This window comes from Pseudomonas campi (genome assembly GCF_013200955.2).
Lineage (GTDB): Bacteria > Pseudomonadota > Gammaproteobacteria > Pseudomonadales > Pseudomonadaceae > Aquipseudomonas > Aquipseudomonas campi.
The window spans coordinates 3,712,242-3,723,892 of the sequence record NZ_CP053697.2 but is presented as its reverse complement, the minus strand read 5'-3'; the positions used below and the strand labels follow the sequence as shown (position 1 = coordinate 3,723,892).

At 63.3% G+C, this 11,651-nt stretch carries 7 protein-coding genes; 1 reads left to right on the top strand and 6 read right to left on the bottom strand.

The features are described from left to right. Positions 1-147 precede the first annotated feature (147 nt). The 6 genes from HNE05_RS17240 to leuS all read right to left on the bottom strand — a co-directional run bounded on the left by HNE05_RS17240 (position 148) and on the right by leuS (position 11,002). The gene (locus HNE05_RS17240; protein WP_173209615.1) at positions 148-2,706 is read right to left on the bottom strand and encodes a calcium-binding protein; all 2,559 of its coding nucleotides are present in this window, start codon (positions 2,704-2,706) and stop codon (positions 148-150) included. A 21-nt stretch (positions 2,707-2,727) separates the two neighbouring features. After that, on the bottom strand, positions 2,728-4,143 hold the full coding sequence (locus HNE05_RS17235; protein ID WP_173209613.1) for an HlyD family type I secretion periplasmic adaptor subunit: 1,416 nt from the start codon (positions 4,141-4,143) through the stop codon (positions 2,728-2,730). Continuing rightward, positions 4,140-6,290 carry a type I secretion system permease/ATPase gene (locus HNE05_RS17230; RefSeq protein ID WP_173209611.1) on the bottom strand — a complete coding sequence of 717 codons (2,151 nt, stop codon included), beginning with the start codon at positions 6,288-6,290 and terminating at the stop codon, positions 4,140-4,142. Before HNE05_RS17230 ends, HNE05_RS17235 begins: the two co-directional genes overlap by 4 nt. A 307-nt stretch (positions 6,291-6,597) precedes the next feature. Next, positions 6,598-7,632, bottom strand: a complete 1,035-nt coding sequence (gene holA / locus HNE05_RS17225) for a DNA polymerase III subunit delta (RefSeq protein WP_173209609.1) — start codon at positions 7,630-7,632, stop codon at positions 6,598-6,600. A gap of 72 nt (positions 7,633-7,704) precedes the next feature. Beyond that, positions 7,705-8,316, bottom strand: a complete 612-nt coding sequence (locus HNE05_RS17220; protein WP_173209608.1) for an LPS-assembly lipoprotein LptE — start codon at positions 8,314-8,316, stop codon at positions 7,705-7,707. A 73-nt stretch (positions 8,317-8,389) separates the two neighbouring features. Next, complete coding sequence (gene leuS / locus HNE05_RS17215; RefSeq protein ID WP_173209606.1) at positions 8,390-11,002, bottom strand: leucine--tRNA ligase; 2,613 nt, start codon at positions 11,000-11,002, stop codon at positions 8,390-8,392. Between the two features lie 191 nt (positions 11,003-11,193). On the opposite strand from leuS, the gene HNE05_RS17210 reads away from it, so the two are divergent. Then, a complete protein-coding gene (locus tag HNE05_RS17210) occupies positions 11,194-11,649 on the top strand; it encodes a hypothetical protein (RefSeq protein WP_173209604.1) in 456 nt (151 codons plus the stop codon). The last annotated feature ends 2 nt before the right edge of the window (positions 11,650-11,651 follow it).

The window sequence follows — 11,651 nt, the reverse complement described above, 5'->3', positions numbered from 1 at the left end:
CTTCTCGCCTTTGATGGTCTCATTGGTGATGATCAGCACAGTATCGTGCTCGCCCCCCGTACTTGATGAAGGTCTCGATCTTCTGGGCCTCGGAGGGCCTGCTACTGTCCGGTACTGCCTGCCGGGTAGATAAGGCGCATCAGGCCGTTACACCCAGTTCGCCGCCAACACCATATCGAGCTGTTGCTGCTGCCCGGCACTCAAGCTGACGGTTTCTCCCGGGGCCACCCCGAAACTGGCCATGGCATCGACCAAGGATTGAACCTGGCTTTCCAGCAGCTGCTTGCCATCGACCAACTGGATGACTTCCACCTTCGCCGAAGTGCGGCTGTACCAGTCGGCGATGCTGACCTGATCACTCCCATCCAGGGAACGGATTACCAGATCGTTGGCGGAGCGCTCGAACCACAGATCGCCCTCGTCAATGCCGGCGCCAAACTGGATATAGTCAACCGTTCCGCTGTTGCTCCCCAGCTCTTTGATCACATCCACGGCACTGCCCGCGTCGAACACATAGGTGTCGCTGTTACGGCTGCCGATGAGGGTGTCATTGCCGGCGCCACCCTCGAAGTAGTTGTCCGTGGCGGCGGCACTGACCTTCAGTAGGTCATTCCCTTCACCGCCGAACAGGGCGTTGCGGCCCGAGCCGGCATCCAGCACATCGTTGCCGTCTTCGCCGTGCATGTGGTCGTTGCCCAGCCAGCCCCTCAGCGTGTCATCGCCCTCGCTGCCCCGGCTGACCACGCCCATTTCGGCGATGTTCTGCAGGGTCCATTCGCGCTGTTGGGTCCAGTCGCTGCCTGAGTTAGTGAAAACGATCCGTTCCAGGGTGCTGGTGGTGGAGAAGCCTGCGGCAGAGCCGGTGCTGGTGAACCAGTTGCTCACCACCATCTTGTCCGTGCCATTGCTGTGGACGATTTCCAGATTCTGCCCCACCTTGCGCAGCTCGATATCCCAGGGCTCGTAGATGCTGGAGTCCAGCAGCAGCACATCCTCTGCGCCGCTGTTGTTGCCCGACTCCTTGATCACGTCCACACCGCTGCCGACACCGAACACATAGGTGTCGTTGTTGTGGCTGCCGATGAGGGTGTCATTGCCGGCGCCACCCTCGAAGTAGTTGTCCGCAGCGGCGGTGCTGACCTTCAGCAGGTCGTCGCCGTCGCCGCCGAACAGGGAGTTACGGCCCGAGCCGGCATCCAGCAGATCATTGCCAGCCTCACCAAACATGTGGTCGTTGCCCAGCCAGCCCCTCAGCGTGTCATCGCCCTCGCTGCCCCGGCTGACCACGCCCATTTCGGCGATGTTCTGCAGGGTCCATTCGCGCTGTTGGGTCCAGTCGCTGCCTGAGTTAGTGAAAACGATCCGTTCCAGGGTGCTGGTGGTGGAGAAGCCTGCGGCAGAGCCGGTGCTGGTGAACCAGTTGCTCACCACCATCTTGTCCGTGCCATTGCTGTGGACGATTTCCAGATTCTGCCCCACCTTGCGCAGCTCGATATCCCAGGGCTCGTAGATGCTGGAATCCAGCAGCAGCACATCCTCTGCGCCGCTGTTGTTGCCCGACTCCTTGATCACGTCCACGCCGCTGCCGACACCGAACACATAGGTGTCGTTGTTGTGGCTGCCGATGAGGGTGTCATTGCCGGCGCCACCCTCGAAGTAGTTGTCCGCAGCGGCGGTGCTGACCTTCAGCAGGTCGTCGCCTGCACCGCCATAGAGGTCGTTACGGCCCGAGCCGGCATCCAGCACATCGTTGCCAGCCTCACCAAACATATGGTCGTTGCCCGACCAGCCCATCAGCGTGTCATCGCCCTCGCTGCCGCGGCTGACCACGCCCATTTCGGCGATGTTCTGCAGGGTCCATTCTTGTTGTTGGGGCCATTCGCTGCCTGGGTTAGCGAACATGATCCGCTCCAGGGTGCTGGTGGTGGAGAAGGCAGCGGCAGAGCCGGTGCTGCTGAACCAGTTGCTCACTACGACCTTGTCCGCGCCATTGTGGTGGACGATTTCCAGATTCTGCCCCACCTTGCGCAGCTCGATATCCCCGGGGGTAATATCTGGGCCGAGAAACAGCGTATCCACTGCGTCGGTGTTGCTGCCGAGCTCCTTGATCACATCGACGCCGTCGCCCAGGTTGAACACATAGGTGTCGCTGTTGTGGCTGCCGATGAGGGTGTCGTTGCCGGTTCCGCCCTCCAGCGAGTTGTAGGTCGCCGTTGCGCTGACCTTCAATACGTCATTGCCGGCGCCACCGTACAAACGGTTGCTGCCTGCGCCGGCATCCAGCACATCATTGCCGCCTTCACCAAACATATGGTCGTTGCCCGACCAGCCTGAAAGCCTGTCGGCGGCCTCGCTTCCCCGGCTAGTCACGCCCAATAGCGCAATGTCGGACGGTGTCCAGAGCCAGCCATCAAAAAACTCGATGCGTTCCAGCGTGCTATCGGTAGAGAAAGTCGCCGATGCGTCAGTGCTGCTAAACCAGTTGCGAACCACCACGCTGTCGGTGCCATTGATATGCACAAGATGCAGATCAAGCCCCTGCCGCCGCACTTCCAACTCCCAAGGCAAGATACCCTCGCCGAAGCGCAGGACATCTTCTGCGCCGGGATTGTTGCTCACCTCATCGATGACCAGTTCGCCATCGCCCAGGTTGAACTGGTAGTTGTCACTGTCTGCACTGCCCTGAACTGTCTCTACGTATGACATCGCTCTTCTCCTTGGCTCTTATTATCTTTCCGACAGGCTCTCGTCCTGGTACTCCTTGAGCGGGCTCAGGAAGTAGTCGATCACCTTGCGTTTATTCGTCTTCACTTCCGCGCGCACCGCCATGCCCGGCGACAGTTCGATGCGGTTTTCACCGACCTGGATGCTGTTTTCCTTGAGCTGGATGCGCGCGCTGTACACCAGGCCGAGTTTCTCGTCCTCGATGGCATCGTTGGAGATGCTGATCACGGTGCCGTGCACCACGCCGTACTTGGTGAAGGTGAAGGTCTCGACCTTGATCTCCACTTCCTGGCCGGGGCGGACGAAGCCGATGTCTTTGTTCTCCAGCATGGCCTCCACTTCCACCGGCTGGCCCGTGGGCACGATGACCATCAGCGGCTGAGCCTCGGTGACCACCCCGCCGTTGGTGTGAATGGCCAGCTGCTGCACGGTGCCGGCGACCGGGGCGGTGAGCTGCATCAGGCGGTTGCGCTGCTCGGCCTTTTTCAGCTCCTGGGCCAGGGCGGCGGCGCGTTGTTCCGACTCGTGTTGCAGATCGAGCATGGCCCGCCGGGTCTGGGCCAACACGCTCTGCCGACGGCTTTCGGCCTCCAGCTTGGCGGCTTTCAGTTCCAGCACCTTGGCCTGCTGCATGGCCAGCTCGCGCTCTTGGTCCAGGCGCAGTTGCTCCTTTTCCAGGTAGGCGTGCTTGCCGACGATGGCTTTGTCCAGCAGACGCTTGTAGTCGGCGACCAGTTGCCGGGTGATTGGCAGGGACTCTTGCAGCGTGCTGACCCAGGCCTGCGCCGCCTGGATCTCCGCCAGCCGTTGCTCGATCTCGGCATCGCTCTGTTCGAGGGTGCTGTGCAGTTCCAGGTACTGGCCGTGCAGCCAGGTCTGTGCGGCTTGCTGTTGTTCCGCTGTGGCCTGGGGAATCTGCTCGATCAGCGAGGACGGGGCGCGGTTGTGCTGGATGGCGTCGAGCAAGGCGCGGGCGCGGGCGCCGTCGACCTGCGCAGCGAGCAGGTCGTTCTTCAGGCGTTCGACATCGGCGCCGGTGATCTGCGCATCCAGTTCGACCAGCAGTTCGCCCGCCTTGACCTGCTGGCCGTCATAGACGTGGATGGCTTTGACCACGGCCACTTCGCTGGGCTGGATGATCTTGGTCTTGCCGTTGGGCACGATCTTGCCGGAGGCGGTGGCGACCACGTCGATCTCGCCGAGGCAGGCCCAGAGCAAGGCCAAAGCAGCGAAGCCCATGATGGTCCACTGGATGTAGCGTGGCGCGGGGTGCACCGGTTGTTCCTGCAGGGCCAGGGCGGCGGGGAGAAACTGCACTTCATGGTTCAGCCGTGGTGGCGCATCCATGCTCTGGCGCTGTCGCCAGGAGTGGCGCCAGGCGCTGCGGTAGCGGTTGAGCAGATCACGTTTGGCGCTCATGCGGCACCGCCTTGCTGCAGGCGATGCAGGCGCGAGTAATGCCCGGCCTGATGGGCCAGCAGTTCGCTGTGGCTGCCTTGCTCGACGATCTGCCCGCGGTCCATGACCAGGATGCGGTTGGCATCGCGCACCGCAGACAGGCGGTGGGCGATGATGATCACCGTGCGGCCTTTGCAGATGGCCTGCATGTTCTGCTGGATGACCCGTTCGGACTCGTAGTCGAGGGCGCTGGTGGCCTCGTCGAAGATCAGGATGCGCGGGTTGCCGATCAGCGCGCGGGCGATGGCGATGCGCTGGCGCTGGCCGCCGGAGAGCGAGGCGCCGTGTTCGCCGACCACGGTGTCGTAGCCTTCCGGCAGCTCGAGGATGAATTCATGGGCGCCGGCCATCTTGGCCGCCTGCATCACCGACTCGATCGGTGCGCCGGGATCGGTCAGGGCGATGTTCTCGCGGATGCTGCGGGCGAACAGCATGTTGTCCTGCAGCACCACGCCGATCTGCCGGCGCAGTGAGGAGACATCGGCCAGGGCCAGGTCCATGCCGTCGACCAGGACGCGGCCGCGCTCCGGGGTATACAGGCGCTGCAGCAGGCGAGTCAGGGTGCTTTTGCCGGAGCCGGAGCGACCGACCACGCCGATCACTTCGCCCGCCTTGATGCTCAGGCTGATGCCGCGCAGTACTTCCGAACCGTCGGGGCGGTAGCGGAAATGCACCTGGTCGAACTCGACCTGGCCCTTGAGCGGCGGCAGGGCGCTGCGGGTGGCCTGGGACAGCTCGGTACGGGTGTTGAGGATGTCGCCGAGGCGCTGCACCGATACGCCGGTCTGCTGGAAACTGGTCCACAGCTGGGCCAGGCGCATGATCGGCTGTGACACGCGCCCGGCCAACATGTTGAAGGCGATCAACTGGCCGACCGAGAGGTCACCGTTGATGACCAGCTGTGCGCCCAGCCACAGGGTGGCCACCGTGACCAGCTTGCCGACCAGGCCGACGCCTTCGTTGGCGATGGTCGACAGGGTCTGGGTCTTGAAACTGGCAGCCACATAACCGGCCAACTGGTTGTCCCATTTGCGGGTGATCTGCGGCTCCACCGCCATGGCTTTGAGGGTGTCGATGCCGTTGACCGTCTCGACCAGAAAGGCCTGATTCTCGGCGCCGCGGGAAAAGCTCTCGTTGAGGCGAGCGCGCAGCACCGGGGTGATCAGGAAGGAGATCAGGAAATACAGCGGCAGCGAGAGCAGCACCACCAGCGTCAGCCAACCGCTGTAGACGAACATCACGGCGATGAACACCACCGAGAACAGCACATCGAGAATCAAGGTGATGGCGTTGCCGGTAAGAAAGCTGCGGATGTTTTCCAGCTCGCGTACCCGCGCTACCGAGTCACCGACGCGGCGTGCCTGGAAGTAGGCCAGCGGCAGGGTCACCAAATGACGGAACAACCGCGAGCCCAGCTCGACGTCGATGCGACTGGCGGTATGGGCAAACACATAGCTGCGCAGCCCACTCAAGGCGGTCTCGAACAGCATGATGCCAAGCAGGCCGATGGCGATCACGTCCAGGGTCGACAGGCCGCGGTGCACCAGGACCTTGTCCATCACCACCTGGAAGAACAGTGGCGTGAGCAGGGCAAAAATCTGCAGCACGAACGACACCAGCAGCACTTCGCCGAGCAGCTTGCGGTATTTGACGATGGCCGGAATGAACCAGGTGAAGTCGAACTTGCTCAGTTCGCCGGCCAAGGATGACTCGGAGCGAATCAGCAGCAAATCGCCAGTCCAGCGCTGCGCCAGCTCCTCGAAGGTCAGGACTTCCGGACGCTGCGCCTGCGGGTCATGGATCAGCGCCTTACCGTCATCCAGGCGGGCGATGATAAAGAAGCGACCATCATGAGCGGCGGCAATCGCCGGCAGAGGGACGTGTGCCAGGCGCTCAAGTTTGCTACGCACGCTCTTGGCCTTGAGACCCAGCTGCTTGGCGGCAAGAAGGAGTTCGGGGCGGCCAAACGGGCGGCCATCCTCGGCGAATTCATGGGCGAGTTGTTCGGTAGAGGCGGCGACGTTATGGAAGCGGGCCAGCATGACCAGGCAGGCCAGGCCACTGTCAACGGCAGGTGAAGCACCCACTCCTTGGTGTGCATCCAACATTCAACTTCCCTTTATGCACGTCCACTAGCGCCGATTGATGCCCAGAAAAGGGCAGCAGGCAAGGGATGTATTGGGACGTGCAACGACAGGCATTCCCTTGCCTCAAGTGCTGGCAATTAACCATCACCCCATGGGGGAGATCAAGATGCTGTGCGGAGAATTGCTAGCAATTCCGCCAAACGACGATTTTCAGTCAATCGCCTATTGAGGTTGCAGCGGTTTTCTATGTAGACGAGGTCTCCTGCTCGGTTTGGCTATCGGCAGGATGGGGGGGCGACAAAAGGGTTGCCGCCAGCAGGGCTAGGCGTTACTCGCTGAGCGGCAGGCGCTGGCCGGCCATCAGCAGCACCAGGCGGCCCAGGCTGCTCCAGGCGTCTCCAGGGGCTTGGCCCTTGACCTGGGCGTCGATGCGCTGGGCGTCGATCAGCAGCTGGTTCCAGCGTGCGGCAGAGTGGCGTTGCAGGGCTTTGCTGACCAGCGGCCGGCGCTTGTCCCAGATTGGCGGGCGGGCAGATGCGAAGGCTTTGTCCTGGGGCACGCCTTGGCTGATCTGCTGGGCCAGGCCGGCCAGCTGGCGCAGTTCGCGGGCCAGCATGACCAGGATGAACAGCGCTTCCTGGCCTTCGCCACGCAGCCCTTCGAGCATGCGCAGGGCGTGTGTGGCGTCGCCGCCAAGCACCGCTTCGATCAGACCGAACACGTCATAGCGGGCGCTGTCGGCCACCGCCGCCTGCACGGTGCTGGCGTCGATCTGGTTGCCATCGGCGAGCAGTTTGAGCTTCTCGATTTCCTGTGCGGCGGCCAGCAGGTTGCCTTCCACGCGGGCGGCGATCAGCTCCAGGGCTTCCTGGCTGGCGCTCATGCCGCTTTGCGCCAGGCGCTGGCGAATCCACTGCGGCAACTGGCTGGCTTCCACCGGCCAGATCTGCAGGAACTGGCTGTTGGGCCCTTCGATCAGTGCCTTGGCCCACTTGGTCTTCTGCGTGCTGCCGTCGAGCTTGGGCAGGCTGATCAGCAGCAGGGTGTCTTCCGGCGGGCGGCCGAGGTATTCGAGGATTGCCGCGGTGCCCTTGTCGCCGGGCTTGCCGTTGGCGATGCGCAGCTCGATCACGCGCTTCTCGGCGAACAGCGACATGCTGGCACCGGCTTCGTAGAGCAGGCCCCAGTCGAAGTTGGCTTCGGCATGGAACACCTCGCGCTCGCTGAAACCCTGGGCGCGGGTGGCGGCGCGAATGGCGTCGGCGGCTTCCTGGCACAGCAGCGGTTCGTCACCACTGATCACGTAGACCGGGGCGAGGCTGCCTTGCAGGTGTTTGCCGAGTTGGGCGCTATTCAGTTTCATCGAAAGCCCAGTTTCATCGCGGATCGAACTTCATCACTTGCGAAAAGGGCCGGTTACCCGGCCCTTGTCTGCTTACTGGCTGATCGGCAGCTGGATCGGCGACTGCAGCGGTGCCGACTCCTGCTCCGCGCGGCGCGCTGCGGCGGCGGCTTCCGCTTCGGCCTGGGCCTTGGCTTCGGCTTCCTGCTGCAGTTGCTCAAGCCGGGCCGGGGTGACCAGCTGCAGGCGCAGGACCATCTGCTGTACCAGTTCGCGGCGCATTTCCTGGCGCAGCTGGGCGGATTCCTGGTCGGAGCCGATCAGGTTGTTCTCGTCATGCACGAAAGTGCTCTGCACTTCCAGCTGGTCGCTGAGCAGCAGCAGGTCCTTCTGGCCACGGATCTCGTAGTCGAGCGTGGTGGTCAGCTCGTACTCGGCGCTGCGCGCGTTGCCGGTGTAGCTGGCGGTGCGCTGGGTTTCTTTTTCGTTGGCCAGGCTCAGCTTGTAAGGCGCGCCGGTGTGCACCTTGACGCCGCTGTTGTCGAGCACCTGGCGCACTTGCTTGACCGTGTCGCCATAGGCGTTGCGCGCCTGCAGGTCGATTTCCTTGAGGGCGAAGTCGGCGCTACCGGTGCCACGCAGCTGGAAGCCGCAGGCGCTAAGCAGAACAGCCAGGCCGATTACCATCAGATTCCGTTTCATCATTCTCTTCTATCCCCTTGGAGAGTCACGGCGCCATGCAGGCATGGCGCCGAGCTTAATCAGTTGGCAACCGTTTTCAATTAGCCACGATGTTGACCAGCTTGCCTGGTACCACGATGACCTTGCGGATGGTCACGCCTTCGGTGAAGCGCAGCACGTTCTCGTTGGCACGGGCGGCGGCTTCGACTTCCTCGCGGCTGGCGCTGGCCGGCACTTCGATCTGCCCGCGCAGCTTGCCGTTGACCTGGATCACCAGGGTCAGGCTGTCCTGCACCAGAGCCGATTCGTCGACCTGCGGCCACTGCGCGTCGATGATCGCGCCATTGTGGCCCAGGCTGCGCCAGATCTCATGGCTGATGTGCGGCGTGATCGGCGCCAGCAGCAGGGCTACGGTCTGCAGACCTTCGTGCAGCAGGCTGCGATCCAGAGCGGTTTCGCTCGGGGCTTTTTCCAGCACGTTCATCAGAGTCATCACCTGGGCGATGGCGGTGTTGAACTTGTGGTGCAGGCCGATATCGCTGCTGGCCTGCTTAATGGCCAGGTGAATGGCGCGGCGCACGGCTTTCTGCCCGTCATTCAATTCGTGCTTGCCGAGGGCGCTCGGCAGGCCGCCGCTGACGTGGCTGTGGGCCAGGCGCCAGACGCGACGCAGGAAGCGGTTGGCACCTTCGACGCCGGAATCGGACCATTCCAGGCTCATGTCGGGCGGCGAGGCGAACATCATGAACAGGCGGCAGGTGTCGGCGCCGTAGGCATCGATCATCGACTGCGGGTCGACGCCGTTGTTCTTCGATTTGGACATCTTCTCGGTGCCGCCGATTTCCACCGGCAGGCCGTCGGTCTTCAGTTTGGCACTGATGACCTTGGCCTTGGCGTCGCGCTCCAGCTCGACATCGGCCGGGTTGAACCAGTCCTTGCCGCCGTTATCCAGGGTGCGGTAGTAGGTTTCGGCGACCACCATGCCTTGGGTCAGCAGGTTCTTGAACGGCTCATTCGAGCTGACCAGGCCTTCGTCGCGCATCAGCTTGTGGAAGAAGCGCGCGTAGAGCAGGTGCAGGATCGCGTGCTCGATACCGCCGATGTACTGATCGACCGGCAGCCAGTGGTTGGCTGCAGCCGGGTCGACCATGCCGGCGGTGTACTGCGGCGAGGCGTAGCGGGCGTAGTACCACGACGACTCGACGAAGGTGTCCATGGTGTCGGTTTCGCGCTTGGCTGCAGCGCCGCATTTCGGGCAGGTGCAGCTGTAGAACTCGGGCATGCGCGCCAGCGGCGAACCGGCGCCGTCCGGCACCACGTCTTCCGGCAGCACGACCGGCAGCTGGTCTTCCGGTACCGGCACATCGCCACAGGCGTCGCAATGGATGATCGGGATCGGGCAGCCCCAGTAACGCTGGCGGCTGATGCCCCAGTCGCGCAGGCGGAACTGGGTCTTGCGTGCGCCGTGGGCGCAGGCTTCGAGGTCAGCGACTATGGCGTCGAAGGCCGCGGTGAAGTCTTTGCCGTCGTACTTGCCGGAGTTGAGCGTGGTCAGGCCGGCTTTGTCGCCGTACCAGTCCTGCCATTGGCTGGCGTCGTAGTCCTTGCCTTCCGCAGCGTAGACCTGCTTGATCGGCAGCTCGTACTTGCTGGCGAATTCGAAGTCGCGCTCATCGTGCGCCGGCACAGCCATCACCGCGCCTTCGCCATAGCCCCACAGCACGTAGTTGGCGACGAACACCGGCAGCTTGTCGCCGGTCAGCGGGTGGATGACGAACTGGCCGGTGGCCAGGCCTTTCTTCTCCATGGTGGCCATATCGGCCTCGGCCACGGAGCCGGCCTTGCATTCGGCGATAAAGGCGGCGATGGCCGGATTGCTCTCGGCGGCGCGCTGCGACAACGGGTGCTCGGCGGCGACGGCGACGTAGGTGGCGCCCATCAGGGTGTCCGGGCGGGTGGTGTAGACCTTGAGCTGCCCGTCGATGCCGACGCTGGCCTGGTCATAGTCGAACACCACGTCGGCGCCGAAGCTCTTGCCGATCCAGTTGCGCTGCATGGTCTTGACCTGTTCCGGCCAGCCATCCAGTTCGTCCAGGCTACTCAGCAGCTCTTCCGCGTAGGCGGTGATCTTGAAGTAGTACATGGGGATTTCGCGCTTTTCGATCAGCGCGCCGGAACGCCAGCCGCGGCCGTCGATGACCTGTTCGTTGGCCAGCACGGTCTGGTCGACCGGGTCCCAGTTGACGGTACCGTTCTTGCGGTAGATCACGCCCTTCTCGAACAGCTTGGTGAACAGCCACTGTTCCCAGCGGTAGTAATCCGGCTTGCAGGTGGTGACTTCGCGGGTCCAGTCGATGGCCAGGCCCAGCGATTTCAGCTGGGTCTTCATGTAATCGATGTTTTCGTAAGTCCACTTGGCGGGCGCGACCTTGTTCTTCATCGCGGCGTTCTCGGCCGGCATACCGAAGGCGTCCCAACCCATCGGCTGCAGCACGTTCTTGCCCTGCATACGCTGGTAGCGGGCGATCACGTCACCGATGGTGTAGTTGCGCACGTGCCCCATGTGCAGCTTGCCGCTGGGGTAGGGGAACATCGACAGGCAATAGAAGGTTTCTTTGCCCGGCTGCTCACTCACGACAAAGGATTTCTGCGCGTCCCAGTGGGACTGCGCGGCGGCTTCGATATCACGGGGCGAATACTGTTCGTGCATGGCTACTTGGCTGGCAAAAAGGGGGCTTACAGGAAACGCGGTAGCATACATGACCCCTCGCGACCTAGGGAAACCCAGATTGTGCGCGGCGGCCAGCCTGCTCCGCCGTTTGTCGCGGCGGGCCGCCTGGGCCGGGGGTGACGCTAAGCTTGCCTTAGGGGCGAGACGCTAGCGCCCGGCAGAGGTGATGGATGGCAGAGATGCGGCGGGCTGAGGCGGGAGGAGGGCTTTACGAGCGCTTGCTGCAACGGCTTGCGCTGGCTCTGGATGAGGCCGACACCGCGGGCCGCCTGCGTGATGCGCCGCCTTCCGAGCTGGAGTTGCGTGGTCTGACGCCTGCCGAGCTGGAGTTGATCCGCGCGTATCTGGATCGTGACCTCAACTGGCTGCGTGGCTGGCATGCGGCGGCCGAAGAATTGGCGCTGATCGAGCAGATGCCGCCGGCGAAAGCCAGCAAGGCGGTGCGGCCACCGGGTGCCAGCAAGACGGTCTTGAAAGCCCAGGCCAAGGTCAAACCACTGCTCAAACGCCGCCAGCAGCTGTGCTGTGCGCTGTGCGGCAATGCGGCCGAATGGCAGCGCGGCGAGGGCGTATTGCCCTGCGTTTCCTGCGGCTCCAAGCTGTTCCGCACGGCCGCGCCGCGCTGACG

Bases quoted from the DNA above. Each gene is read 5' to 3' on its own strand.
- holA (WP_173209609.1), bottom strand. From the start codon at position 7,632: ATGAAACTGAATAGCGCCCAACTCGGCAAACACCTGCAAGGCAGCCTC.
- HNE05_RS17235 (WP_173209613.1), bottom strand. From the start codon at position 4,143: ATGAGCGCCAAACGTGATCTGCTCAACCGCTACCGCAGCGCCTGGCGC.
- leuS (WP_173209606.1), bottom strand. From the start codon at position 11,002: ATGCACGAACAGTATTCGCCCCGTGATATCGAAGCCGCCGCGCAGTCC.
- HNE05_RS17230 (WP_173209611.1), bottom strand. From the start codon at position 6,290: ATGTTGGATGCACACCAAGGAGTGGGTGCTTCACCTGCCGTTGACAGT.
- HNE05_RS17220 (WP_173209608.1), bottom strand. From the start codon at position 8,316: ATGATGAAACGGAATCTGATGGTAATCGGCCTGGCTGTTCTGCTTAGC.
- HNE05_RS17210 (WP_173209604.1), top strand. From the start codon at position 11,194: ATGGCAGAGATGCGGCGGGCTGAGGCGGGAGGAGGGCTTTACGAGCGC.
- HNE05_RS17240 (WP_173209615.1), bottom strand. From the start codon at position 2,706: ATGTCATACGTAGAGACAGTTCAGGGCAGTGCAGACAGTGACAACTAC.